Source organism: Aquipuribacter nitratireducens, from assembly GCF_037860835.1.
In the GTDB taxonomy this organism is placed as follows: Bacteria; Actinomycetota; Actinomycetes; order Actinomycetales; family JBBAYJ01; genus Aquipuribacter; species Aquipuribacter nitratireducens.
The window spans coordinates 268,645-294,072 of the sequence record NZ_JBBEOG010000005.1; the positions used below are offsets into that span (position 1 = coordinate 268,645).

Below are 25,428 nucleotides of genomic sequence, written 5' to 3' on the forward strand. Positions count from 1 at the left end.
CGCGCCCGCTGCGGTGTCCCCCGACGGCGGGGGTGACCTCGACGCCCCGCCCGGGCAGCCGGTCGACGACCTGCCGTACTCCGAGCCGGACGGCGCGGACGCCGACGGTGCGTCGGCCCACGACGACGCGGCCCACGACGACGTGGCGCACGACGACGCGACGCCCGTCGATGCGGCCCACGACGAAGAGCCCTCGGAGGAGGCGCCGGTCGAGCTCAGCGGCACCCCGACCGAGCGCCTCGCCCAGCTCGGTCTCGAGCTGCCGGCGACACCCGCGCCGCTGGCCGCGTACGTCCCGGCCGTGCGCAGCGGCGACCTCGTCTACACCTCCGGCCAGCTGCCGATGGTCGACGGTGCGCTGCCGAAGACGGGCGTGGTCGGCGACGAGGCCGTCGACGTCACGCCGGAGGAGGCCGCCGCGCTGGCGCGACGCTGCGCGCTCAACGCCCTCGCCGCCGTCGCGTCGGTCGTCGACCTCGACTCGGTGGTGCGCGTCGTGAAGGTGACGGGCTTCGTCGCGAGCGCGCCGGGCTTCACCGCCCAGCCCGTCGTGGTCAACGGCGCCTCGGAGCTCCTCGGCCAGGTCTTCGGCGACTCCGGCCGCCACGCCCGCTCCGCGGTGGGCGTCTCGGCCCTGCCCCTCGGCGCGCCGGTCGAGGTGGAGGTCGTCGTCCAGGTCGGCTGACCCGGGCGCCGGCGCATGAGCGAGCCCGAGGCCACGGCGCTGCGGCTGCCGCGCGCCGGTGACGAGCACGCCCGGCGCTGGCTGGAGTCCGGCAGCCCCGCGGGACCGGAGCCGGTCCCCGCCGCGAGCGTCTGCGTCCTGCGGGACGGGCCGGCCGGCGGGGTCGAGGTGCTGTGGCTCACCCGCGGGCGTCGGCTGCGCACGTGGCCGGGCCTGCTCGCGTTCCCCGGCGGTGCGGTCGAGGACACCGACCGGCGTCGCCGCCCCGACGACCCAGCACCTCCCGACCGCTTCACCGTGCTCGCGCGGACGGCCGCCCGCGAGTGCGCGGAGGAGACGGGCGTCGCGCCGGACCCGCGCACGCTGCGGCCCTTCGCACGGTGGGTGACGCCCGAGCACGAGCCCCGTCGTTTCGACACGACCTTCCTCGTGACGGTCGTCGAGGCGCCCGACGGGCCGGACGACGCAGCGGCGCCGGCGACCCCGGACGAGGTGCACGAGCTCGGGTGGGCCTCGCCCCCGACGCTGCTCGAGGACGTCCGCGACGGCGCACGAGCCGCCCTGCCGCCCACCCGTGCCGTCCTCTCCGCCCTCGGGTCCGCCGCCACCGGTCCACACCCGTCCGGGACGGTCGCGGCCACCGAGGTCGCCGACCGGCTCGTCGACGCCGGCACGCTCGTGCCGGTCGTGCCCCGCGCCGCCTGGCACGACGGCCCGCCGGGGGAGGACGGCCGGCCGGACGTCGCCCTGCTGCTGCCGCGGCACGCGGGGGCGCTGTCGTGACGGGCGAGCCGCGTCTCGTGCGTGCGGACAACCCCGGCCCCATGACGCTCGAGGGCACGAACACGTGTCTGCTGGGGGCCGAGCGGGTCCTCGTCGTCGACCCGGGGCCCGCCGACGACGCCCACGTCGCGGCCGTGCTCGCGGCCGCCGGTGACGCGCTCGCGGGAGTGCTGCTCACCCACCGCCACCCCGACCACGCCGAGGCGCTCGGGCACCCGCTGCTGCGCGACGCCCTCGCCGCGGCCGGGGGGACGGTGCTCGCCGCCGACCCGGCCCTCGGGTCGGCCCCCGACGCCGACCGGCTCGGGGCCGCCACCGACGAGCCGGTCGAGCTCCTCGCCGTGCCCGGTCACACCGACGACTCCGTCGCCCTCGTCCTGCCGCGCCGCCGGGCGGTGCTGACCGGCGACACGGTCCTCGGACGGGGCACCTCGGTCGTCGCCCACCCCGACGGCGACCTCACGGACTACCTCACGTCGCTCGCGGCGCTGCGGGCGCGCGTCGGGGGCGACGGCAGCTGGCGGGGGCTGCCCGGTCACGGACCCGTCCTGCCGGACCTGGTCCGCGCCCTCGGGGACCTGCTCGCGCACCGGCACGCCCGCGTCGAGCAGGTGCGCACCGCCCTCACCGCGCTGGGTGACGACCTCGACGACGACCTCGACGGTGACGCGCTCGTCGACGCGGTGGTCGCCCGCGTCTACCCGGAGGTCACCGACCCGGTCCTCGTCCACGCGGCCGGACGCACCGTCCGGGCGACGCTCGTCCACCTCGCCCGCCCCGCGACCGCATGACCGAGGCACCCCGCACCAGCCGGTGGCGGGTCCACGGCGAGCGCAGTCTCTACGACAGCGAGTGGGTGTCGCTGCACCTGGTCGACGTCGAGCACCCCGACGGGCACCGCTACGAGCACCACGCGCTGCGTCAGCCCGTGCCGGCGGTCGGCTGCCTCGTCGTCCGGGAGCAGGGAGCGGCCGGTGATCCGGAGGTCCTCCTGCTCCACCGGCACCGGGTCGTCACGGGCCGGGACGGGTGGGAGGTGCCCGCGGGGCGGCTCGAGCCCGGCGAGGGCGTCGAGGCCGCCGCGGCCCGCGAGACCCTCGAGGAGACCGGCTGGCTCGTCGACGACGTCCGGCACGTCAGCGGCTTCCACCCCATCGGCGGGGTGGGCGACCACCGCTTCGAGGTGTGCACGGCGGTGCCGGTCGAGCGCCGCGGCGCGCACGACCCGGCCGAGGCCGACGAGGTCCGGTGGTGGTCCCGTGCGGGGGCCCGGGAGCTCGTCGCGACGGGACAGGTACCGGAGGGTCTCAGCCTCGTCGCCCTGCTCTGGTGGCTCGCGGGGCTGTGACGGCGCCCAGGCTCGCTCAGCGCGCCCGGCGGCGCAGCCGCTCGACGTCGAGGATCGTGACCGCGCGAGCCTCCAGCCGCAGCCAGCCCCGGCCGGCGAAGTCCGCGAGCGCCTTGTTCACCGTCTCCCGGCTCGCCCCGACGAGCTGGGCGAGCTCCTCCTGGGTGAGGTCGTGGGCGACGAGGACCCCGTCGTCGGTCTGGCGGCCGAACCGGCGGGCGAGGTCGAGGAGCGCCTTGGCCACGCGACCGGGGACGTCGGAGAAGACGAGGTCGGCGAGCGCCTCGTTCGTGCGGCGCAGCCGGCGCCCGAGCGCGGCGAGCAGCGACAGCGCGACCCGGGGCTGGTCCAGGAGCGGGACGAAGTCGTCGCGGGTCAGCGAGTGCACCCGCCCCGCGGAGACCGCCACGGCCGTCGCGACGCGCGGCCCCGGGTCGAAGAGGGAGAGCTCGCCGAACATCTCGCCGGGGCCGAGGATCGCGAGGAGGTTCTCGCGCCCGTCGGCCGCCCGCCGGCCCAGCTTGATCTTGCCGGTCTCGATGACGTAGAGGGCGTCACCGGGGTCGCCCTCGTGGAAGAGGCGCTCGCCCCGCGCGAGCTCGACGGGGCGCATGCGCGCGACGAGGGCCCGTGCGGAGTCCTCGTCGAGGGCGGCGAGCAGCGGTGCCCTTCGCAGGACCTCCTCGGCCATGTCCGCCTCCCGTGGGTCGCGTCGTCGTCACGCCGTCCGTGCGGGCGCGGTCGCGCCACGTCACGGATCATGCCCGACACGGCGTCGTGACGCCGCACCGCACGGTGCGGCGCGGCAGATCCGGGGGGGCGGGACCGCTCAGGCGTCGCCGGTGGCGATCGCGGGCACCCTGCGGTCGGCGCGCTCGTCGCTCGCGCCGGCGGCACGTCCGGCACGCTCGGCGACGAGCTCCGCGGCGTCGCGCAGGGCGAGCGAGACGGCGTCGACCTCCGCGACGAGGTGGTGACGGCGCTCGGCGAGGCGCGCCGCGGTGCGCCGGAGCCTCTCGAGGTGCGCGCCGGGGCCGTCCTCCGAGCAGTCCAGCGGCGCGAGGTCCGCGAGGACGCGGTCGAGCCCCACGACCTCGCCACCGGGCGGGGTCGCGTCGTGGGAGACGGCGCCGCCGACGAGCCGCTCGGCGGTCGTGGGCACGGGTGCGCCGTAGAGGAGGCCGGCCACGACGAGGTCGGTGCGGGCCTGCACGAGGCGCTGCCAGTACTCGACCGCACGGACGTCCCCGACGAGACCCTCCAGGCGCGCCCGCAGCGCGTCGACGCCCGACCCGCTCGTGCCAGGGGAACCGGGCACAGCGGAGCGGTCGCCAGGGGTCGCCTGCCGGGGGATGCGCATGGAGGTCCTTCCGTCGTGCGGCACACGTGCGGCTCGTGCCGCCCCTGCTGCCGTGCCCCGTTGTCGTCGGCCCCCGGGCACGTCGACGTGAGTTCCCGACCGGACCGTCACCCGGGAGGGCGACCAGCGGCAGCACCTACCCTGGTGCGGTGCCGCCCGCGACCCCGTCCGCACCCGAGACGGCCTCGGAGGTGAGCGCTCCGCGCGCGGGTGCCCGCGCCGCCGGCGCCCCCGACCTCGCCCTCGTGCGCCGGGCGCGCAAGGTCCACCGCCTCCTCGCCGCGCACTACCCGGACGCCCGGTGCGAGCTCGACTTCACCTCACCGCTGCAGCTGCTCGTCGCCACGGTGCTGTCCGCGCAGAGCACGGACCGCCGGGTCAACGCCGTCACGCCCGCGCTGTTCGCGCGCTGGCCGGACGCCGCCGCGCTCGCGGCCGCGGACCGCACCGAGCTGGAGGAGGTGGTCCGCCCGACCGGCTTCTTCCGCGCGAAGTCCGACTCCCTGCTGCGGCTGGCCGCCGCGCTCGTCGCCGACCACGGGGGTGAGGTGCCCCGACGCCTCGACGACCTCGTCCGCCTTCCCGGGGTGGGCCGCAAGACGGCGAACGTCGTCCTCGGCAACGCCTACGGCGTGCCCGGCATCACCGTCGACACCCACGTCGGTCGGGTGGGTCGCCGGCTCGGCTGGATCACGACGGAGGACCCGGTCAAGGCCGAGCACGAGCTCGGTGCCCTGTTCCCGCGGCGGGACTGGACGATGCTGTCGCACCGGCTGATCTTCCACGGGCGCCGCACGTGCCACGCCCGGCGTCCCGCGTGCGGGGCGTGCCCCGTCGCGCGGTGGTGCCCGTCGTACGGCGAGGGGGAGACCGACCCGGCGGTGGCCGCCACGCTGGTCCGGACCCAGGGGCGGGCGTGAGCGCCGAGACCTCGGGCACGCCGCGAGCCGAGCCGGACTGGCTCGTGCCGTGGCGGCGGGCCGTGGCGGCGGGTCAGCGGCTGCCCGAGGGCTGGCGGTCGCGACCGCCCGCCCCGGTCGCGGGACGGCTGCCGGTGCGTCGCGCCGCGGTCCTCGTGCTCCTCGGCGAGGGGCCGGACGGGCCCGACGTCCTCCTCACCCGTCGCGCGGACACGCTGCGCAGCCACGCCGGCCAGGTCGCCTTCCCCGGCGGCCGCCGCGACCCCGAGGACGCCGACGACGTCGCGACCGCGCTGCGGGAGGCCCACGAGGAGGTGGGTGTGCAGGCGGCGTCCGTCACGGTGCTCGGCACGCTGCCGCCGCTGTGGGCGCCGCCCTCGAACCACGAGGTCGTCACCGTCGTCGGCTGGTGGCACGACCCCGGCCCCGTGCGCGCCGTCGACCTCGCGGAGGTCGCCTCGGTGCGGCGCGTGCCGGTCGCCGACCTCGTCGACCCGGGCACCCGCGTCGGGGTCCGCTACCCGGCCGGGCGCGGCGAGGGCCCGGGCTTCGTCGTCGGCGGGCTTTTCGTGTGGGGCTTCACCGCCGGGCTGCTGTCGTGGCTGCTCGACCTCGCCGGTCTCGCCGTCCCGTGGGACACGACGCCCGTCGTCGACCACGAGGGCTCCCCGCTCGACGACTCCGGGCAGCTCGACGAGCCGGAGGGCGGCCCGTGAGCGGCATCAGCCCGTCCGTCGTCCTCGACGTCCTCCTCGTCGTCCTGCTCGTCGGGTACGCGGGGGCCGGGTTCCGGCAGGGGCTCGTGGTGGGGCTCGGCTCGCTCGTCGGGTTCGTCGGCGGTGTCCTCCTGGGGGCCTGGTTCCTGCCCGGCCTGCTGCCCGGCCTGCCCCCCGGTGCGACGCGTTCGCTCGTCCTGCTCGGGGGCGCGGTCCTCCTCGGGGTGGTCGGCCAGGTGTTGCTCGCCTCGCTCGCCGGCCTGCTCCGCGGGGCCGTGACGTGGCGGCCCGCCCGGGCCGTCGACGCCGCGACCGGGCTCGTCGCGGCCGTCGTCGCGGCGTCCGCGGTCGTGTGGCTGGTGGCCGGGGCCGTGCGGGTGAGCCCGTTCCCCACGCTGTCCGGCGCCGTCGCCGGGTCGCGCGTCGTCTCCGCCCTCGACACGGCCGTCGAGGCGCTGGTGCCGGACCGCGTCGGCGGGGCGATCGAGGCGTACTACGACGAGGTCAGCGGCGAGCTGTTCCCGCGCGTCTTCGCCGGTGAGGTCGTCGAGCCGCTCCTGCCGGTGGACCCGCCGGACGCCGCGGTCCTCCAGGACCCCGGGGTCGCCAGGGCGGCCGCGGGGGTGGTGCGGATCACCGGCATCGCCGACGAGTGCCGGCGCGGGCAGGAGGGATCGGGTTTCGTGTGGGCGAGCGAGCGCGTCGTGACGAACGCCCACGTCGTCGCGGGCGTCGACGAGCCGCGCGTCCAGGTCGGTGGCACCGGGGAGGCGCTGCCCGCGAGCGTCGTCGCGTTCGACCCCGAGCGCGACCTCGCCGTCCTCGCCGTCCCGGGCCTGCAGGCGCGTCCCCTGCCGGTCGGTGAGCCGCTCGGCCGCGGCGACGACGCCGTCGTCGCCGGCTTCCCCCTCAACGGCCCGTACGTCATCGGTGCAGGACGGGTGCGCGACGTCGTGACCGCCGTGGGCGAGGACATCTACGGGGAGCCGGGCGTCGAGCGCGAGGTGTACTCCCTCGCGGCGCAGGTGCGTCCGGGCAACAGCGGCGGCCCCGTGCTCGACCCCACCGGGGCCGTCGTCGGGGTGGTGTTCGCGCGCAGCCTGCAGGACGCCGGCACGGGCTACGCGGTGACGCTCGCCGAGGCGGGGCCCGTGCTCGACGGTGCCGGGTCGAGCGAGCAGGTCGACACCGGCGGGTGCGTCGCCGGCTGAGTGCGCCGGGCCGTCAGACGCCGGTCGGCAGCACCGTCGGCAGCCACGCGAGGAGCGCGTCGCACACCTCGGCGGGAGCCTCCTCCGGCAGCAGGTGTCCGACGCCCGGCACGACGACGTCGGCGTCCCGGCTCGGCGGGCCGAGCAGACCGTCACGTTCGCCCGCGACCGTGAGGAGGGGCACCGGGGGCCGAGTGCGCACGGCGCGCCACCATCGTGCGCCGTCCGGGCGCACTGACGCGCGGGCGAGCCAGCGCGCCGGCTCCAGCACGGTGTGCGCCACCGACGGCACGCGCACGCACGAGACGTAGTACGCGACGTCCGCCTCGGGGGTGCGGCCTGCGCGGCCCGCGTCGAGGAACCGGCGCACGCCGTCGTGGTGCAGCAGCCGCCGCTCGGGCAGCCCCGGGACCTGCGCGGCCGCGAGCAGCGCCGGCCAGCGCCTCGTGACACCGCGACCGAGGAGGACGCCGGGGGAGGGCGGCGGCGTCGCCACGAGGGCGAGCCCGGCCACGCGGTCGGTGTGCCGGTGGGCGAGGGTCCACCCCACCCAGCCGCCGAGGTCGTGGCCCACGACGGCGGCCCGGTCGTGTCCGAGGGAGCGGACTAGCGCGTCGACGTCGTCGGCGAGCCCGGCCTGGTGGTAGCCCCGGGGCGTCGCGTCGCTCGCGCCGTGCCCGCGGAGGTCGGCCGCGACGACCCGCCACCCGGCCGCCGCGAGCACCGGCACGACGTGACGCCACGCGAACCAGTTCTGGAGACCGCCGTGCAGCAGCAGCACGAGCGGCGCGTGCTCCCCCGGGGTCCGGGCAGGGTCCGGCGCCGGCTCGAGGACCGCGACGTGGAAGCGGGCGCCGTGCGCCCCGACGAAGCGGTGCTCCCACGGACCCGGGACCCCGACGACGGCGGCGTCGCTGAGGTGCGCCGGGAACAGCGGTCGCCGCCGGACCATGGGCGTGGTCCGCCGGTGGGCTCAGCGGGTGGCGTTCGCCCGGGTCCCCGCGGCGCCCACGGGCGGCACCGCCTCGACCGGCGGGCTGTCCTCGTGGCCGTGGAGGGCGTCCTTCACGTCGTCGACGGTGCCCTTGCCCTGCTCGACGGCGCGCTCGGGCCCGCGCACCCGCTTGAGCATCGCGAGGCCCACGAGAGCGAGGACGACGGCGAGCACGACGAGCGAGCCGCCGACGACGAGGTACGCGCCCCACCGGGTCATGCCCGCGGCGTGAAGCCCCTCGGCCGCGGCGATGAGGAGGTAGATGAGGGACAGCCCCAGCAGGGACGCCGCCACCACGAGCAGGGCCGCGCCGACCCCGCCCTTCTTCGCGGCGGCGGTGATCTCCGCCTTCGCGAGGTCCCTCTCGTGCCGGACGATCGCGCGGACGTCCTCCAGCGCGTCACTGACGAGCTGCCCGATGGATCGGTCGCTGGCTGTGGCTGGCACGTCCAGCACGCTAGCGCGGGTCGACGCGCTCGGCCTCTTCGTGAATCTTCTCGCGTGCCTTCTCCTCGCCCTCACGCACCTGCTCGCGCGCCGGCGGCACGGCGTCGTCGCGCTCCGCGATCCGCTTGTACCCGCGGTTGCGACGGGCGAGGACGAGCGACGCGAGGATCGCGCTGATGAGGGAGCCGAAGAGGACACCCGCCGTCACGTGCTGGCCTGTCTCCGACTCGGCGCCGAACGCGAGCTCACCGATGAGGAGGGAGACCGTGAAGCCGATCCCGGCGAGCAGCGCGACGCCGAGGACGTCCGGCCACGCGAGGTCGCGGTCGAGCTCGGCGCGGGTGAACTTCGCGAGCAGCCACGTCGTGCCGAAGACACCGACGACCTTGCCGAGCACGAGGCCGACGACGACGCCCTGGGCGACCGGGTCGGCGAAGACCTGGCCGAGCCCTTCCTCCGTGAAGTTCACGCCTGCGGCGAAGAAGGCGTACAGGGGGATCGCCAGGCCGGCGGACACGGGCCGCCACACGTGCTCGAGGTGGGAGGCGAGGCAGTCGCCGTCCTGCTCCGGACGCAGCACCGGCACGGTGAAGCCGAGGAGGACGCCCGCGATCGTGGCGTGGACGCCCGACTCGTGGACGAACAGCCACGCGATGAGCGCGAGCGGGATGAGGAGGTACCACGCCGTGATGCGGCGCTGGACGAGCAGCGCGAAGACGAGGATCGGGACGAGCGCCCCGGCGAGGTACTCGATGCGCAGCTCGGACGTGTAGAAGACCGCGATGATGATGATCGCGAGGAGGTCGTCGACCACCGCGAGCGTGAGGAGGAACGCGCGCAGGGCGCCCGGCAGGTTCGAGCCGATCACGGCGAGGACCGCGAGCGCGAACGCGATGTCGGTGGCGGCGGGGATGGCCCACCCGACGAGGGCGTCGGAGCCGGCCCTCGCCGCGACGAGGGTGTAGAAGAGCGCGGGGACGGCCATGCCGCCGACTGCGGCGATCATGGGGACCGCGGCCTGTGACGGCCTGCGCAGCGACCCCGCGAGGAACTCGCGCTTCAGCTCGAGGCCGACGATGAAGAAGAAGATCGCGAGAAGGCCGTCGGCGGCCCACTTCGCGAGGGAGAGGTCGAGCCCGAACTCCAGCGGCCCGACGACGAGGGAGCCCGCGTACGGGACGAACTCACGGAGGTCCTCGTAGACCTGCCGGACGGGCAGGTTCGCCCACACGACCGCGACGACGGCGGCGACGAGGAGCACGGCACCACCGACGGTCTCCGTGCGGAGCGCGTCGGCGATGACCACCCGGTCCCGGCCCTCGCCCGCCCGGAACAGGACGAGCCGCGGTGTGTGCGACTCGTGGCTCCGGTCGCCGTGGGCGGGCGGCTGGTCGTGGTCGTGGGCAGGACCGTTCGGCACGGGCTGACCTCCAGGGGCTCGACGTCGCTCGGACGGTGCCACGGAGGACACCATGACCGCCCTCGCGGGCGGTGCCGACCAGGCTTCCCGGCTCACCTGCGTCCCAGGCTAGCGGGTCCCCGGCCGGCGCCGCCCGCCGCGACCGTGCGTCCCGGTCGGGCTGCTACGCCCCCTCGGTGGGCGTCGCGGGGCGGACGTCGAAGCGCAGGAGCGCACCGACCCCGTCCTCGAGGGCGCCCTCGACGCCGTCGACCAGCTCGAGGGAGGCGTCCTGGGCGGCGCACGCGCGGACGAGGACGTCGACGGCTGCCGCCTCGACGACGTCCTGCCCGCCGAGGTCGCGCACCTCCGACTCGCTCGTGCCGACGAGCGTCGGGTTCTTGCGATCGGTGAAGAGGGTCGTCTCGTCGAGGGCGTCGACGGCGACGAGGAGCGTGTCGACGGCCGCTCGCTGGACCGCGCCGACCACCCCCGGCAGACCCGTGGACGCGAGGGAGTCCTGACCGCGGGCCGCCTCGAAGCGGGCGACGACGTCGCCCATCCGCTCCAGGCGGACCTTTCGCAGCGCGTCGGCGACCTCCGTGTCGAGCGCGTCCCGGTCGACGCCGTCCGCGCGTCCGCCCGCCCGCAGCCACTGCAGCCGGTCCGCGACCGGGGTACCCGCGAGGCCGTCGCGGACGAGACCGCACGCGGTCGGGTCGCCCGTCAGCAGGACCACCTCCGGGTGGTGCGCGTCGACGAGCCGGCGGACGTGGGCGACGACGGCGTCCGCGTTGCGCTCCCACGAGTCCTCGACCCGGGACTGCATCCGCCGGTGCGACCAGCCGCCGCTGCGGACCTTGTGGAGCAGCTCGTGACCGCCCTCGACCCCATGGGAGCGCACGTGCCGCCCGAGGAAGTCGACGACGGTGACGTCCGCGCCGGCCCGGTCGGCCTCGACGAGGAGGTACGGGACGGCGCTGTCGAGGGCCCGCAGGAGCGGGACCAGCGACGGCACCGGGCCGAAGCTCGCCGCGTCCCCGGTCGGTCGGTGCTCGACGAGCAGGTCGAGCAGCGGCTCGTCGGGGTGGTCGGCGTCGAGCACGAGGTGGCGACCGAGCTCGCCGCCCTCGCCGGTCGGGGTCGTGACGCGCTGCTCGACGGCGTCGACGACAGGGTCCGGTGCGCCCTGCTCCCCGAGCTGGTCGCGCACCGCCTGCCAGTGCAGCTGCGTCGTGTGCTCCCCCTGCGGGTCGGTGCGGGTGACGTCGACGTGGACCGCTGCCACCGCCCCTCCGCTCGTGACGGTCTCGCTGAGCCAGCCCAGGTGCACGGTCGTTCTCCTCCGGCGCGTCGGGTGGGTAGGTGTCCCTTCCGCGGTACCCGGACGCACCGTGACGAAACGACGCGCGGCACGTCGGCGTCGGTGCCGGCGGGTCGGTGCCGGCGGGTCGGTGCCGGCTCAGCGCCGCCCGAGCAGGGCGCGCGCCGCCTCCCCCACGACCGCGCTGTACGTGGGGTACGCGAACTCGACGCGCGTGAGGGTCTCGACGTCCGCTCCGGCGGCCATGGCGGTGGTCACGGACTGGATGACCTCGACGGCCGCCTCCCCGGCGGCGTGGGCGCCGAGGAGCACCTCACGACGGCGGTCGGCGACGAGCTTGAGGACGCCCTCCTCGCGCCCGTCGATGATCGCCCGCTCGAGCGAGGAGTACGGCACGGTCGCGACGACGACCTCCGGGTCCCGCTCCCGGGCCTGCGCCTCGGTGAGGCCGACGCCGGCGTAGTCGGGATCGGTGAAGCCCCCGCTCGGCAGCAGGTGGTGCGGAGCGCGTCGAGCCGGGCCGAGCACGGCGTTGCACGCGGCGGCGTCGGCCTCGACGTGCGCGGCCTGCACGAGCATCGCCTGCTGGTTGGCGTCGCCCGCGGCGTAGACGTGGTCGGCGGTCGTGCGGAGGTACTCGTCGACCCGGATCGCGGGACCGTCGGTCTCGACGCCCGCTGCCTCGAGTCCCAGGCCGTCCGTCGCGGCGGGCCAGCCCGTCGCCATGACGACGACGTCGACGTCCACCCGCTGGGCCTGGCCGTCACCGTCCTCCCAGGTGAGGCGGATCCCGTCGCCCGCGACGCGTTCGAGGCCCGTGACGGTGGTGATCCCCGTCCGGACGTCGACCCCGTCGGCGACGAAGGACGTGGCCACGACTTCTGCGATCGCCTCGTCCATCGGCGCGAGGATCCGCGGGGCGGTGTCGAGCAGCGTGACCCGGGAGCCGAAGGCGCTGAAGACCGTGACGAGCTGGGCGCCGGTGTTGCCGGCACCGATGATCGCGACGCGGCCGGGCACGTCGGGCAGGTCGAGCACCTCCTCCGGTACGCGGGCGAGCTCCGCGCCGGGCACGGGCAGCCGGCGGGATCGCCCGCCGACGCAGAGGACGACGTGGTCGGCCCGGATGCGACGTCCGGAGTCGGCGAGCTTGAGCGTGTGGGGGTCGACGAAGGAGGCGCGGCCCTCGAGGAGGACGTCGACCCCCGACCGCCGCAGTCGCTCCTGGTCCCCCTTGGCGTCGTGGACCTGGTCGACGACCGCCCGCACCTTCGCGACGGTCCGCGGCCAGCTGATCGTGACGTCGTCGACGTCGATGCCGTACGCGTCCGCGTCGCGGATCTCCCGGAGGAACCGGGCGGTCTTCGCGAGCACCCGTGTGGGGACGCACCCGGTGTTGACGCAGGTCCCACCGGTGCGCCGGGCCTCGACGACGGCGGTGCGCGCCCCCAGCTCCGCGGCACGGACCGCGGCGGTCGTACCCGCGGGCCCGGCCCCCACGACGACGACGTCGTAGGACTCGTCGGACCGGTCGTCGTCGCTCATGGCGTGAGCGTGGGTCGTCGTGCGCCGCGCCGCATCCCGGAGGGGGTGTCGGGTGGCCCGGGCGTCCGGTTTCCGGACGTCGTGGTGGTGGGGAGGGGTGTCGGGTGGCCCGGGTTTCCGGTTTCCGGACGTTGTGGTGGTGGGGAGGGGTGTCGGGTGGCCCGGGTGTCCGGCTTCCGGACGTTGTGGTGGTGGGGAGGGGTGTCGGGTGGCCCGGGTGTCCGGCTTCCGGACGTTGTGGTGGTGGGGAGGGGTGTCGGGTGGCCCGGGTGTCCGGCTTCCGGACGTTGTGGTGGTGGGGAGGGGTGTCGTCGCGGGTTGTGGACGACTGCCGGGCCTGTGGATGACGCGACACCGGCCACCCGCGGTGGCGGCAGGCTCGGGCCATGACGATCCCGACGACGACAGTGCCGTGCGATCTCGACGCGCTGGCGCGACGTCAAGGTGGCGTCGTCACAGTCGCCCAGGTCCGCGACGCCGGCATCACCCGCGGCCAGCTCCGCGGCAAGCTCCGCATCGGGGAGTGGCGACCGATCCGCCGTGGGGTGGTCCTCATCGACAGTGACGTGGCGCTCCGCGACCCGTACGCCCGGGCGAACGCCGTCGCGCTGACCGTCGCCGACGTCGTGGTGGCCGGCGCCACAGCCGCGCGGGCCTGGGGGCTGACCACCGTGCCGGTCCGGCCGATCGAGGTCGTCGTCCCGCCCGGCCGCGGCATGCGGCCGGCGCCGGACCTGGTGCCTCACGAGTGGCCGCTGCAGCCCTCCGACATCAGCCGCTGGGGGCGCCTGCCGGTGACGACGCCGGCCCGAAGTGTGCTCGACGTCGCGCTCAGCGTCGACCGCCTCGACGCGATCTCGTTGCTGGACGAGGCCCTGCGCAAGCGCCTCCTGTCCGCTGCCGACGCGGAGGCCCTCGCCGGACGGGTGGCCGGCCGGCACGGTGGCGGCCACGTGGTCGACCTGTTCGTCATGGCCGACGGGCGCGCCGAGTCAGCTCTCGAGAGCAGGGTGCGGCTCCGGTGTGTCGAAGCCGGGCTGGAGCCGGACTTCGTCCAGCTCGAGATCCGCGACGGCTCCTTCGTCGCCCGGGTCGACATGGCCTTCCGCCGCCGCGACGGGAGCCTGCTGATCATCGAGGCGGACGGCGCCGCCGTGCACCGGGACCCCGACGCGCTGCACCGGGACAGGGTGCGCGCGAACCGGCTCGTCGCGCTCGGGCACCGGGTCCTGCGCTTCACCTGGCTCGACACCCTGGACCCCTCGACGGCCCGGACGCCATCCGCGCCGCCCTCTGAGTGAACCCTCGCGGCCGGCGTCGCGGCGTCCGGTTTCCGGACGTTGGGGTGCGGGTGGGGGGTGTGGCGCGGGCCGGGGGTCCGGTTTCCGGACGTTGGGGTGCGGGTGGGGGGTGTGGCGCGGCCCGGGGGTCCGGTTTCCGGACGTTGGGGTGCGGGTGGGGGGTGTGGCGCGGCCCGGGGGTCCGGTTTCCGGACGTTGGGGTGCGGGTGGGGGTGTGACTGCGCCCACGGTCCGGTTCCGGACCCGCGGGCGCAGGTGGGGCGCCGAGGCCCCACCCGCGCCGCCCGTCAGTCCTCCGACTTGGCGCCCTTGAGACCGTCCTGGATGAGACCCATGACCCCGGCGTCCGTCAGCGTCGTGACGTCGCCGAGCTCCCGGTTCTCCGCGACGTCCCGCAGCAGCCGCCGCATGATCTTGCCGGAGCGGGTCTTCGGCAGCTCCTGGACGACGAGCACCCGCTTGGGTTTCGCGATCGCCCCGATCTCCTTGGCCACGTGCGCCCGCAGCGCCTCCTGCGGGTCGGTGTCGCCGAGAACGGCGTCCGCGTTGCCGCGGAGGATGACGAACGCGACCGGCGCCTGGCCAGTCATGTCGTCCGTCGCGCCGACCACCGCGGCCTCGGCCACCGCCGGGTGCGACACGAGCGCCGACTCGATCTCCGTCGTCGACAGCCGGTGCCCGGACACGTTCATGACGTCGTCGACGCGGCCGAGCAGCCACACGTCGCCGTCCTCGTCGAGCTTCGCGCCGTCGCCGGCGAAGTAGCGGCCGGGGAAGCGCGACCAGTACGTGTCCTTGAAGCGCTGGTCGTCGCCCCAGATCGTCCGCAGCATGGACGGCCACGGCTCCGTGAGCACGAGGTACCCGCCGCCGCCCGGACCGACCGGGTTGCCCTCGTCGTCGACGACCGCGGCGCTGATGCCCGGCAGCGGCACCTGCGCGGACCCCGGCTTGAGCGTCGTGACGCCCGGCAGCGGGCTGATCATCATCCCGCCCGTCTCGGTCTGCCACCACGTGTCGACGATGGGGGCGGTGTCGCCGCCGATGACGCGGCGGTACCAGACCCACGCCTCGGGGTTGATGGGCTCGCCGACCGACCCGAGCAGGCGGATGGACGACAGGTCGTGCTCGCCGGGGATCTCCTCGCCCCACTTCATGAAGGTCCGGATCGCGGTGGGCGCGGCGTAGAGGATCGTGACGCCGTACTTCGCGCAGATCTCCCACCAGCGCCCCTTGTGCGGGGTGTCGGGCGTGCCCTCGTACATCACCTGCGTCGCCCCGTTGGCGAGCGGGCCGTAGACGACGTAGGAGTGCCCGGTCACCCAGCCGACGTCGGCGGCGCACCAGTAGACGTCGGTCTCCGGGCGCAGGTCGAAGACGGTGGCGTGGGTGTAGGCGACCTGAGTGAGGTAGCCGCCGGTCGTGTGGAGGATGCCCTTCGGCTTCCCCGTCGTCCCGGACGTGTAGAGGATGTAGAGCGGGTTCTCGCTGTCGAACGCCTCCGCCGTGTGCTCCTCGGACGCGCTGTCGACGACGTCGTGCCACCAGTGGTCGCGGCCCTCGGTCCACTCGACGTCCTGCTCGGTCCGGCGGACGACGACGACGTCCTTCACGCTCGCGCCGCCGGCCTCGAGGGCGGCGTCGACGGCCGGCTTGAGCGCCGACGGCGCCCCGCGGCGGTAGCCGCCGTCAGCGGTCACGACCAGCGTCGCCTCCGCGTCCTCGATGCGGCTGCGCAGCGCGTCGGCGCTGAAGCCGCCGAAGACGACGGAGTGCGCGGCCCCGAGCCGGGCGCACGCGAGCATCGTGATCGCCGCCTCGGGGATCATCGGCAGGTACACCGCGACGCGGTCGCCCTGACCGACGCCGAGGGCGGCGAACGCGTTGGCAGCCTTCGACACCTCCCGTTGCAGGTCGGCGTACGTGAGCGTGCGGGTGTCGCCGGGCTCGCCCTCCCAGTGGATGGCGACCCGGTCGCCGTTGCCGGCCTCGACGTGGCGGTCGACGCAGTTGTACGCCGCGTTGAGCCGCCCCCCGACGAACCACTTGGCGAACGGCGGGTCCGACCAGTCGAGGGTCTCGGTGAAGTCGGTCTCCCACGACAGGCGCTCGCGCGCCTGCTTCGCCCAGAACGCGAGGCGGTCGGCGGCCGCCTCCTCGTACAGCTCGGCCGTCGCGACGGCCTGCGCGGCGAAGTCCTCGGGCGGCGGGAAGCGACGGCTCTCGACCGAGAGGTTCTCGAGGGTCTTCGTGGACGTGGTCGACATGCTCTGCTCCTTCGCGCGGCGGTCGGGGGCAACGGTAGTGAGGCTGGGCAGGGCGAGCGCGACGGCCGGCGGGGTCGCCACCGGCCGCCGCGCGCGGGCTCAGTGGGCGACGGCCTTCTCGGCCCCGGCCCCCGTGAGCGAGCGGACCTCCATCTCGGCCTGCTTCGCGTCGTGCTCGGGCGAGGGCCGGCCGGTGACGGTGCCGAGCCACCCGAGGAAGAACGCGAGCGGGATGGAGACGATGCCCGGGTTCGCGAGCGGGAAGATGTCGAAGTCCGCGCCGGGGATCATCGACGTCTCCGCCCCCGACACCGTCGGCGACAGGCTGATGAGGACGATGCAGGAGATGAGGCCGCCCCACATGCTGAACAGCGCCCCGCGGGTGTTGAAGCGCGGCCAGAACAGCGAGTACAGGATCGTCGGGAGGTTCGCGCTCGCCGCCACGGCGAACGCCAGCGCCACGAGGAACGCGATGTTCTGCCCGTTCGCGGCGATGCCGCCGAGGATCGAGATGACGCCGATCACGACGACCGTCCAGCGGGCGATCCGCACCTCCGCGTCCGGGTTGCCCTCGCCGTTCTTGATGACGCTCGCGTAGATGTCGTGTGCGAAGCTCGCGGCGGCGGTGATCGTGAGGCCGGCGACGACCGCGAGGATCGTCGCGAACGCGACCGCCGCGATGACACCGAGCAGCAGCGTGCCGCCGAGCTCGTACGCCAGCAGCGGCGCCGCGGAGTTCACGCCGCCGGGGGCGGCGAGGATCCGGTCCTGACCGACGTACGCCATGGCGCCGAAGCCGAGGACGAGCGTGAACAGGTAGAACAGCCCGATCAGCGTGATGGCCCACACGACGCTGCGGCGGGCCTCCTTCGCCGTCGGCACCGTGTAGAAGCGCATCAGGACGTGCGGCAACCCGGCCGTGCCGAGCACGAGCGCGAGGGCGAGCGAGATGAAGTTGAGCTTCGTGAGGTTGCTCGCGCCGTACTGCTGCATGGGCCCGAGGAGGTCGGGGTTGCCCGCCGCCTCGACCGCGGTGCCGAGCAGCGCCGACAGGTTGAAGCCGGCGAGCGCGAGCACCCAGACCGTCATGAGCCCGGCGCCGGCGATGAGCAGCGTCGCCTTGATGATCTGCACCCACGTGGTGCCCTTCATGCCGCCGACCAGCACGTAGACGATCATGAGCGCGCCGACGACGGCGATGACGAGCGACTGCCCGGCCTGCGACTCCACGTTGAGCAGGAGCGCGACCAGCCCACCCGCGCCCGCCATCTGCGCGAGCAGGTAGAAGAAGCTGACGGCGAGGGTCGCGGTCGCCGCCGCCATGCGGACCGGGCGCTGGCGCAGCCGGAACGACAGGACGTCGGCCATCGTGAACTTGCCGGTGTTGCGCAGCAGCTCCGCGACGAGCAGGAGCGCGACGAGCCACGCGACGAGGAAGCCGATCGAGTAGAGGAAGCCGTCGTACCCGTTGACGGCGATGGCCCCGGCGATGCCGAGGAAGCTCGCCGCCGACAGGTAGTCGCCGGCGATCGCCGTGCCGTTCTGGGTGCCGGTGAACGAGCGGCCGGCGGCGTAGTAGTCGGCCGCCGTCTTCGTGTTCTTCGAGGCCCGGAAGACCACCACGAGGGTGACCGCGACGAAGAGGACGAAGATCGCGATGTTGACGAGCGGGCTGCCGACCTGCGTGGCCGCGGCGGCGCCCATGGGCACGGCGCTCACCGGTGCTCCTCCAGCCGCACGGTGCCGGCGAGGTGCTCGGCCTTGGCGTCGAAGTTGCGGTTGGCCCAGCGCACGTACGCGGCGGTGATGAGCGCGGTCGAGGCGAACTGGCCGAGGCCGAAGAGGATCCCGACGTTGACGTTGCCGAACACCGGCGTCGCGAAGAACTCCGTCGCGTACGCCGCGAGCAGAACGTACGTGAAGTACCAGACGAGGAACGCGACGGTCATGGGGAAGACGAAGCGGCGGAAGGCGCGGCGGAGGGCCTGGAACTCGGGGTTCGCCTGCACCTCCTGCCACGTCGTGAGGACGTCGTCCTCGGGGGCGGCGGTGTGCCGCCGGGGCTCGTGCGTGGTGCTCACGGGACCTCCTCGTGCCGTGGGTCGCGGCTGTGCGACCGGTCGGGCGCCAGGGTGGGGGGCGCCGCCCGACCGCGTGGAGACCTGCGGGGCGGCTCAGCGACGAGCGGTAGGTGCCCCGCGACGAGCGGCCCCGCCGGACCCGTTCGACCCGGCTCGCTCGGGGCGGTGGAGCAGCGCCGGCGCGAGACCCGGCCGCTCCTCCGCCGGCGCGTCCCGGCGCCGTTCGCGGGCGCGGACGGCGAGGGAGCCCGCGACCATGACGGCCGCGGCGAGGGGGACCGTCCACGCCGCCGGCTGGGCGAGCGCCTCCCCGAGCCACACCGGCGCGCGGGCGCTCACCCCGGTCAGCGTGAGCACCGCCGCGAGCGCCGCGGCGGCGCCCCCGGCGCCCATGCCGAGCAGCGCGGGGCCGGTGCGCAGCCCGTCCCACCAGATCCCGAGGAGCAGGAGCGGGGCGAACGTCGAGGCCGCGAGGGCGAACGCGAGCCCGACCGTCGCGGCGAGGGGCACGTCGACGCCGACGAGCGCGACCCCGACGGGGACGACGAGCGCCCCGAGCGTCGCGAGCCGGAACCGGGCGACCCCGGCGCGTCCGGCGGCGGGGTCGCCGCTGCCCTGACCGGTCAGGCGGCCGGCGAGCCGCCCCGGCACCAGGTCCCGGGCGAGGACACCGGACACGGCGACGGTGAGGCCGCTCGCGGTGGAGAGGAACGCGGCGAAGGCGCCCCCGAGGGCGACGGCGCTGAGGACGACCCCGGCAGCACCCGGCAGCGCGAGCGCCGGCAGGTCGACGACGACGGTCTCGGCCCGCCCAGGGGCCGCCAGCCCCGGCGCCCACAGCCACGCGAGCAGCGCGTAGACCGGCGGCCACACGTAGAAGAGGCCGAGCAGCCCGATGACCGTGCGCGTCGTGCGGCGTGCGTCGGTGCCGTCGGGGTTCGTGTAGAAGCGGGTGAGGACGTGGGGCAGCCCCATGGTGCCGAGCAGGAGCGCGAGCAGCAGCGAGTACGTGCCGTAGAGGTCGGCGGGCGCGGCGCTCGGCACACCCCACCCGGCCGGCACCGGCGGCACCGGGGCGCCCTGGCGGCCCCACAGCGCGAGCAGGACGCACGCGGGGACGGCGATCGCGGTGAGCTTGAGCCAGTACTGGACCGCCTGGACGATCGTGATCGACCGCATGCCGCCGCCCGCGACCGCGCCTGCGACGACGGCCGCGACGACGAGCGTCCCCACCTCCCGCGGCAGACCCGTGGCCGTCGACCACACGAGACCGGCGGCGGTGAACTGCGGCAGCAGGTAGAGCCAGCCGACGACCACGACGACGAGCGCGGACGCGCGGCGCGCCCGCGCGGAACCGAGCCGCACCTCGGCGAAGTCGGGCAGCGTGTACGCGCCGGAGCGGCGCAGGGGCGCCGCGACGAACCCGAGGAGGAGCAGGTACCCGACGGTGTAGCCGATGGGGAACCACAGCGCGTCGGCCCCCTCGAGCAGGACGAGGCCGGCGACGCCGAGGAAGCTCGCCGCCGACAGGTACTCCCCGCCGATGGCGCTCGCGTTCCACCACGGCCGCACCGACCGGCTCGCGACGTAGAAGTCGCCGGTCGTCCGCGACAGCCGCGTCCCGTAGGAGGCGACGAGGACCGTGACGGCGACGACGACCGCGACGGCCGTGAGCGCGGCGTACTCCTGGGCGCCGGCCGTCACGGCGCCCCGCGGTCGTCGCGGGACGCGCCCGGGACGGTGGCGTCCGGGCTCCCGGTGCCGTCGCTCCCGCTCAGCAGCTCGCGGTACTCCGCCTCGGTCCGCTCGGCGCCCGCGACGTGCCAGCGCCCGACGAGCCAGAACGCGGGGTACACGCCCGCGGCGAGGATAAGCCACGCCACCGGGACGCCGAGCAGCGGGGCGGCGAGGAGCGAGGGCGCGACGACGGCGGCGAGGGGCAGGGCGAGCAGCGGGAGGACGACGACGAGCAGCGACCCGAGCGACCAGCGCAGCTGCGCGCGGCGCAGGGCACGGTCGTAGACGCTCACGACGTCGGGGCTGCGGGGCGGGGGACTCGAGCGGCCCCGCACGGGGACGGTCCGGCTCACACGGACGCGAGCCGGACGGCGCCGCGTCGGCTCGCTCACGCCTGCGCGCCCGCGCCGCGCTCGGCGAGGCGCTCGCGCACCTCGCGCGCGTGGCGGCGGGCGACCGGCAGCTCCCGGCGGACCGCCCCGTCGCCGACGACGAGGGCGTGCCGGCCGTCCTCCGTCCGCAGCTCCCGGACCGCCGCGACGGCGACGAGCAGCGAGCGGTGGGCGCGGACGAAGCCCGCGCGGGACCACCGCTCCTCCAGCTGCGACAGGGTCGAGCGCAGCAGGTGGGACCCGGTCGCGGTGTGGAGGCGGACGTAGTCGCCCTGCGCCTCGGCCCACAGCACCGAGGAGCGCTGGACGAACCGCGTGACCCCGCCGAGCTCGACGCCGAGGGTCTCGTCGTCGGTCTGCGCGGCGGGCGCCGCGCCGGCCGTGACCCGGCGCAGCGCCGCCGCGAGCCGCGCGGGCCGGACGGGCTTGAGGACGTAGTCGACGACGGCGAGGTCGAACGCCTCCACCGCGTGCTCGTCGTGGGCGGTGACGAAGACGACCGCCGGCGGCCGGGCGAGCGCCCGGACGGCGCGGGCGAGGTCGATGCCGTCGAGCCCGGGCATGTGGATGTCGGACAGGACCACGTCGACGTCCCCGCCGCCCAGTCGCCGCAGGGCCTCGTCGGCCCGGGCGACGCTCACGACCTCCCCCACGAGGTCGTCGCGCTGGAGGAGGAAGACCAGCTCCTCCCGGGCCGGCTGCTCGTCGTCGACGACGAGCACGCGCAGCCTGCCGTCCTCGGCGCCCACCCCGCGAGGGTACGGCAGGGGACCTCAGCCCGGCCGGACGCCGGCGGCGAACTTCGGCACCCGGAAGCTCACGCACGTGCCGGCGCCGGGCGCGGTGTCGACGACGAGGCCGGACTCGTCGCCGAACACCTGCCGCAGCCGCAGGTCGACGTTGCCGAGCCCGATGGACTCCCGGGCGCCGCGCCCCTCGACGGCGGCGAGGACGACGTCCGGGTCGGCGCCCGCGCCGTCGTCGTCGACGCTGATGAGCGCCGCGTCGCCGTCGTCCTCCGCGCGCACCGCCACGCGGACGCTGCCGTGGCCGGCCTCGAGGCCGTGGCGGACCGCGTTCTCCACGAGCGGCTGCACGCAGAGGAACGGCAGCGTCACCTGGAGCACCTCCTGGGCGACCGTGAGGTCGACCGTCAGCCGGTCCCCGAAGCGGGCCTGCTCGAGCACGAGGTAGCGCTCGACGTTGCGCAGCTCGTCGGCGAGGGTGGTGAACTGCGCCTCCCGCCGGAAGGCGTACCGCGTGAAGTCGGCGAAGTCGAGGAGGAGCTCGCGGGCGCGGTCGGGGTCCGTGCGGACGAAGACGGCGATCGCGGCGAGGCAGTTGTAGACGAAGTGGGGGCTGATCTGGGCGCGCAGGGCGCGCAGCTCCGCCTCGGCGGTCCGGGTCCGCTGCAGGTCGAGGTCGGCGAGCTCCACCTGGCTCGCGACCCAGCGGGCCACCTCCTCCGTCGCCTGGACGAGCGGCGCGGTCGGGCGCGAGGCGGAGTACGCGACGAGCGCGCCGAGCACGCGGTCCTCCACGGCGACGACGGCGACGACGGCGCCGCGCAGCGGGCAGCGGGGGGCGCCGCAGCGCACCTCGGTGGAGCCGAGCACGCGGGTCCGGCTCTCGTGGACGGCGCGGGCGGCGTGCCCGAGCGGGTCGTGCCCGTGGGGTGCGACGAGCCGGCGGGCGGCCCCGTCCCGACCGGCCACGACCTGCGCGGCGTCGGTGTCGGCGCTCTCCCACGCGAGCAGCTCGCCGGGCACGACGACCGCGAGGGCCGACGTCCCGAGCAGGGCCCGCAGGTGGCGGGCGGCGGGGCGGGCCCCGGCGGCGGTGAGGCCCTGGCGCAGGCTGGGGGCGGCCAGGGCGGTGAGGTGGAGGGTGTCGAAGCGGGCGCGGTCGGCCTCCGACGTCAGCCGTCGTCCCGGCCCACCGCGCCTGCCGGCGAGGTACGCCAGCGCGACGAGGGCTGCGACCGCGACGGCGAGGACGGCGAGAAGCGGCTGGCCGGCCGTCCCGCCGGGCAGCGCACCTGCCCAGACCTGCGCCCACGCCGCCACCGGCGCAGTATCGCGGTGCGGGTCGCGCACGCGCTCGACAGGAGTTCGTTCGGCGAGTAGCCTAATTGAGCGAGGGACCTCGTCGACGAGGTCCCACCCGAACCGGACGAAGGAGTTCACCGTGGCCGACGCCGCCACCCCCACCCGCGACGACAAGTTCAGCTTCGGCCTGTGGACCATGGGCTGGCAGGCCCGCGACCCCTTCGGCGACGCGACGCGCGGCCCGCTCGACCCCGTCGAGGCCGTCCACCGTCTCGCCGAGGCCGGCGCCTGGGGCATCAGCTTCCACGACGACGACCTCGTCCCGTTCGGCAGCTCCGACGCCGACCGCGACGCCATCATCGAGAAGTTCCGCGGTGCGCTCGCCGAGACCGGGCTCGTCGTGCCCATGGCGACGACGAACACCTTCACGCACCCGGTGTTCAAGGACGGCGCCTTCACCGCCTCCGAGCGCGACGTCCGCCGCTACGCCCTCCGCAAGATCATGCGGAACATCGACCTCGCCGCCTCGCTCGGGGCCTCGACGTACGTGTTCTGGGGTGGGCGCGAGGGCGCGGAGACCGACGCCGCCAAGGACGTCCGCGACGCGCTGTCCCGCTACCGCGAGGGCATCGACCTGCTCGCCCAGTACGTCTTCGACCAGGGCTACGACCTGCGCTTCGCCATCGAGCCGAAGCCGAACGAGCCCCGCGGTGACATCCTCCTGCCGACGATCGGCCACGCGCTCGCCTTCATCGGCAGCCTCGAGCACGCCGACATGGTCGGGCTCAACCCCGAGGTGGGTCACGAGCAGATGGCGGGCCTCAGCTTCGTCCACGGGATCGCGCAGGCCCTGTGGCACGACAAGCTCTTCCACATCGACCTCAACGGCCAGCACGGGCCCAAGTACGACCAGGACCTCGTGTTCGGCCACGGCGACGTCAAGAGCGCGTTCTTCCTCGTCGACCTCCTGGAGAACGGCGGCCCGGACGGCGGTGCCGCGTACACCGGGCCCCGGCACTTCGACTACAAGCCCTACCGCACCGACGACGCCGACGACGTGTGGGAGTCGGTGGCGGCGAACATGCGGACGTACCTGCTCCTCAAGGAGCGCGCGCAGGCGTGGCGCGCCGACCCCGACGTGCAGGAGGCGCTCCAGGCGGCCCGGTCGCCGGAGCTCGCGCTGCCGACGCTCGCCGACGGCGAGACGTGGCGGGACCTGCGTGCCGACAGCGCGTCGTTCGAGGACTTCGACGTCGACGCCGCCGCGGCACGGGGCAAGCACTACACGCGCCTCGACCAGCTCGCCGTCGAGCACCTCCTCGGCGCCCGCTGACGGCCGTGGCGCTCGTCGCGGGGGTCGACTCCTCCACCCAGTCGTGCAAGGTCGTCGTGCGGGACGCCTCGACCGGGGCTCTCGTGCGGTCCGGGCGCGCGCCGCACCCGGACGGCACGGAGGTCCACCCCCACGCGTGGTGGGAGGCGCTCCTCGCGGCGGTCGCCGACGCAGGCGGCCTCGACGACGTCGAGGCCGTCGCGGTCGGCGGGCAGCAGCACGGCATGGTCGTGCTCGACGACGCGGGCGAGGTCGTCCGCCCGGCGCTGCTGTGGAACGACACGCGTTCGGCGGGGGCGGCCGAGGACCTCGTCGCCGAGCTGGGCGCAGAGGCGTGGGCGGACGCGGTGGGGCTGGTCCCGGTCGCGTCCTTCACCGTGTCGAAGCTGCGGTGGCTGCGCGACCACGAGCCTGAGGCCGCCGCACGGGCGGCCGCGGTGTGCCTGCCGCACGACTGGCTGACGTGGCGGCTCCTCGGGGGCGGTCCCGGGGCTCCGGTCGGCCTCGACGCGCTCGTCACCGACCGCGGTGACGCGTCCGGCACCGGGTACTTCTCCGCGGCGACCGACCGGTACCGCGAGGACCTCCTCGAGCTCGGGCTGGGCCGGGTCGTGCGCCTGCCGCGGGTCCTCGGCCCGGGCGAGGCCGCCGGCGCCATGCCGTCCGGCGGGCCGGTCCGCGCCGGGGCCGCCGTCGGTCCCGGCACGGGGGACAACGCCGCGGCCGCTCTCGGCCTCGGCGCGGGACGGGGCGACGTCGTCGTGTCCATCGGCACGTCGGGTGTCGTGAGCGCCGTCAGCGACGTCCCCGTCGCCGACCCCAGCGGCATCGTCGCCGGGTTCGCCGACGCCACCGGGCGGCACCTCCCGCTCGTCTGCACCCTCAACGCCGCCCGGGTGCTCGACGCGACCGCCCGCCTGCTCGGTGTCGACCACGCGCGCCTCGCCGAGCTCGCCCTCGCCGCCCCGGTCGGGGCGGACGGGCTCGTCCTCGTGCCCTACCTCGAGGGCGAGCGGACCCCCAACCTGCCGCTGGCGACCGGGTCGCTGCACGGCCTGACGCTCGGGACGACGACCCCCGAGCACCTCGCACGGGCCGCGTTCGAGGGCCTGTTCTGCGGTCTCGCCGACGGGGTCGACGCCCTGGTCGCGGCCGGTGCCTCGGCGGAGCGGGCCGTCCTGGTCGGCGGGGCGGCGGCGTCGCCGGCCGTCCACGCGGTCGCGCCGGCCGTCCTCGGCTGCCCCGTCACGGTCCCGGCCCCGTCGGAGTACGTCGCCGATGGCGCGGCGCGGCAGGCCGCGTGGGTGCTCGCCGGCGGGGACGCGCCGCCGGTGTGGGAGCTCGCCGACGCCCGAGCCGTCGAGGCGGAGCCGGCGCCGCACGTCCGCGAACGGTACGGCGCCGCGGCCGGGAAGCTGCTCGACCGGCTGGGGTGACGCCCGCTCCCGTGGCACCGGCACCCGCGCCGGCCCGACCGTCCGGTGGCCGGTCGGGGAGCAGTCGGTGAACGTCCGGTGACACCTTCGTGCACGCGGGC

Annotated in this window: 24 protein-coding genes; 10 read left to right on the top strand and 14 right to left on the bottom strand. The window is 75.7% G+C overall.

The annotated features are described in order from the left end of the window. The first annotated feature begins 142 nt into the window (after nt 1-142). Genes WAB14_RS11905 through WAB14_RS11920 form a run of 4 tightly spaced genes read left to right on the top strand, consistent with a single transcriptional unit; the run spans nt 143 to nt 2,816 of the window. Complete coding sequence (locus WAB14_RS11905) at nt 143-685, top strand: RidA family protein (RefSeq protein ID WP_377003018.1); 543 nt, start codon at nt 143-145, stop codon at nt 683-685. A 15-nt stretch (nt 686-700) separates the two neighbouring features. Continuing rightward, the gene (locus WAB14_RS11910; RefSeq protein WP_340270037.1) at nt 701-1,468 is read left to right on the top strand and encodes an NUDIX domain-containing protein; all 768 of its coding nucleotides are present in this window, start codon (nt 701-703) and stop codon (nt 1,466-1,468) included. Beyond that, nucleotides 1,465-2,259 carry an MBL fold metallo-hydrolase gene (locus tag WAB14_RS11915; protein WP_340270039.1) on the top strand — a complete coding sequence of 265 codons (795 nt, stop codon included), beginning with the start codon at nt 1,465-1,467 and terminating at the stop codon, nt 2,257-2,259. The genes WAB14_RS11910 and WAB14_RS11915 overlap by 4 nt, the downstream gene beginning before the upstream one ends. Further along, entirely contained in the window at nt 2,256-2,816 is a 561-nt protein-coding gene (locus tag WAB14_RS11920; protein ID WP_340270041.1) for an NUDIX hydrolase, read from the top strand. The genes WAB14_RS11915 and WAB14_RS11920 overlap by 4 nt, the downstream gene beginning before the upstream one ends. A 16-nt stretch (nt 2,817-2,832) precedes the next feature. Here WAB14_RS11920 and WAB14_RS11925 read toward each other — a convergent pair whose 3' ends face one another. Continuing rightward, nucleotides 2,833-3,507 carry a Crp/Fnr family transcriptional regulator gene (locus WAB14_RS11925; protein ID WP_340270043.1) on the bottom strand — a complete coding sequence of 225 codons (675 nt, stop codon included), beginning with the start codon at nt 3,505-3,507 and terminating at the stop codon, nt 2,833-2,835. Between the two features lie 138 nt (nt 3,508-3,645). Beyond that, nucleotides 3,646-4,134 carry a hypothetical protein gene (locus tag WAB14_RS11930; RefSeq protein WP_340270045.1) on the bottom strand — a complete coding sequence of 163 codons (489 nt, stop codon included), beginning with the start codon at nt 4,132-4,134 and terminating at the stop codon, nt 3,646-3,648. Nucleotides 4,135-4,367: 233 nt separating this feature from the next. Here WAB14_RS11930 and nth point away from each other — a divergent pair, with 233 nt between their 5' ends. Genes nth through WAB14_RS11945 form a run of 3 tightly spaced genes read left to right on the top strand, consistent with a single transcriptional unit; the run spans nt 4,368 to nt 7,023 of the window. Further along, a complete protein-coding gene (nth, locus tag WAB14_RS11935) occupies nt 4,368-5,096 on the top strand; it encodes an endonuclease III (RefSeq protein WP_340270120.1) in 729 nt (242 codons plus the stop codon). Continuing rightward, complete coding sequence (locus tag WAB14_RS11940; RefSeq protein ID WP_340270046.1) at nt 5,093-5,812, top strand: NUDIX hydrolase; 720 nt, start codon at nt 5,093-5,095, stop codon at nt 5,810-5,812. The genes nth and WAB14_RS11940 overlap by 4 nt, the downstream gene beginning before the upstream one ends. Then, nucleotides 5,809-7,023 (top strand): MarP family serine protease, encoded by a 1,215-nt coding sequence (locus WAB14_RS11945; protein WP_340270047.1) that lies wholly within the window; start codon nt 5,809-5,811, stop codon nt 7,021-7,023. The genes WAB14_RS11940 and WAB14_RS11945 overlap by 4 nt, the downstream gene beginning before the upstream one ends. Nucleotides 7,024-7,036: 13 nt before the next feature. Here the strand turns inward: WAB14_RS11945 and WAB14_RS11950 are convergent, their stop codons facing one another. The 5 genes from WAB14_RS11950 to WAB14_RS11970 form a co-directional block, all read right to left on the bottom strand. Further along, nucleotides 7,037-7,975, bottom strand: coding sequence for an alpha/beta fold hydrolase (locus tag WAB14_RS11950; RefSeq protein WP_340270048.1), 939 nt, complete (start codon nt 7,973-7,975; stop codon nt 7,037-7,039). Between the two features lie 21 nt (nt 7,976-7,996). After that, complete coding sequence (locus WAB14_RS11955) at nt 7,997-8,464, bottom strand: phage holin family protein (RefSeq protein WP_340270050.1); 468 nt, start codon at nt 8,462-8,464, stop codon at nt 7,997-7,999. Nucleotides 8,465-8,474: 10 nt separating this feature from the next. Next, nucleotides 8,475-9,884, bottom strand: a complete 1,410-nt coding sequence (gene nhaA, locus WAB14_RS11960) for a Na+/H+ antiporter NhaA (protein WP_340270052.1) — start codon at nt 9,882-9,884, stop codon at nt 8,475-8,477. Nucleotides 9,885-10,047: 163 nt separating this feature from the next. Continuing rightward, nucleotides 10,048-11,196 carry a baeRF2 domain-containing protein gene (locus WAB14_RS11965; RefSeq protein ID WP_340270054.1) on the bottom strand — a complete coding sequence of 383 codons (1,149 nt, stop codon included), beginning with the start codon at nt 11,194-11,196 and terminating at the stop codon, nt 10,048-10,050. Between the two features lie 129 nt (nt 11,197-11,325). After that, a complete protein-coding gene (locus WAB14_RS11970) occupies nt 11,326-12,732 on the bottom strand; it encodes a dihydrolipoyl dehydrogenase family protein (RefSeq protein ID WP_340270055.1) in 1,407 nt (468 codons plus the stop codon). A 386-nt stretch (nt 12,733-13,118) separates the two neighbouring features. Between WAB14_RS11970 and WAB14_RS11975 the strand changes: the two genes are divergently transcribed. Further along, nucleotides 13,119-14,033, top strand: coding sequence for a type IV toxin-antitoxin system AbiEi family antitoxin domain-containing protein (locus tag WAB14_RS11975; RefSeq protein WP_340270056.1), 915 nt, complete (start codon nt 13,119-13,121; stop codon nt 14,031-14,033). A 287-nt stretch (nt 14,034-14,320) separates the two neighbouring features. Here WAB14_RS11975 and acs read toward each other — a convergent pair whose 3' ends face one another. The 7 genes from acs to WAB14_RS12010 form a co-directional block, all read right to left on the bottom strand. Continuing rightward, nucleotides 14,321-16,300, bottom strand: coding sequence for an acetate--CoA ligase (gene acs / locus WAB14_RS11980; RefSeq protein WP_340270057.1), 1,980 nt, complete (start codon nt 16,298-16,300; stop codon nt 14,321-14,323). A gap of 99 nt (nt 16,301-16,399) precedes the next feature. Then, complete coding sequence (locus WAB14_RS11985; RefSeq protein ID WP_340270122.1) at nt 16,400-18,004, bottom strand: solute symporter family protein; 1,605 nt, start codon at nt 18,002-18,004, stop codon at nt 16,400-16,402. Between the two features lie 11 nt (nt 18,005-18,015). Further along, nucleotides 18,016-18,381 carry a DUF485 domain-containing protein gene (locus WAB14_RS11990; protein ID WP_340270059.1) on the bottom strand — a complete coding sequence of 122 codons (366 nt, stop codon included), beginning with the start codon at nt 18,379-18,381 and terminating at the stop codon, nt 18,016-18,018. A gap of 93 nt (nt 18,382-18,474) precedes the next feature. Then, entirely contained in the window at nt 18,475-20,085 is a 1,611-nt protein-coding gene (locus WAB14_RS11995) for a sodium/solute symporter (protein ID WP_340270061.1), read from the bottom strand. Further along, on the bottom strand, nt 20,082-20,411 hold the full coding sequence (locus tag WAB14_RS12000; protein WP_340270063.1) for a hypothetical protein: 330 nt from the start codon (nt 20,409-20,411) through the stop codon (nt 20,082-20,084). Before WAB14_RS12000 ends, WAB14_RS11995 begins: the two co-directional genes overlap by 4 nt. A 95-nt stretch (nt 20,412-20,506) precedes the next feature. Further along, a complete protein-coding gene (locus WAB14_RS12005; RefSeq protein WP_340270065.1) occupies nt 20,507-21,259 on the bottom strand; it encodes a LytR/AlgR family response regulator transcription factor in 753 nt (250 codons plus the stop codon). Nucleotides 21,260-21,283: 24 nt separating this feature from the next. After that, complete coding sequence (locus tag WAB14_RS12010; RefSeq protein ID WP_340270067.1) at nt 21,284-22,696, bottom strand: sensor histidine kinase; 1,413 nt, start codon at nt 22,694-22,696, stop codon at nt 21,284-21,286. Nucleotide 22,697: 1 nt separating this feature from the next. Here WAB14_RS12010 and xylA point away from each other — a divergent pair, with 1 nt between their 5' ends. Beyond that, complete coding sequence (xylA, locus tag WAB14_RS12015) at nt 22,698-23,891, top strand: xylose isomerase (RefSeq protein WP_340270069.1); 1,194 nt, start codon at nt 22,698-22,700, stop codon at nt 23,889-23,891. 5 nt (nt 23,892-23,896) lie between these two features. After that, the gene (gene xylB, locus WAB14_RS12020) at nt 23,897-25,327 is read left to right on the top strand and encodes a xylulokinase (RefSeq protein ID WP_340270070.1); all 1,431 of its coding nucleotides are present in this window, start codon (nt 23,897-23,899) and stop codon (nt 25,325-25,327) included. Nucleotides 25,328-25,428 lie beyond the last annotated feature (101 nt).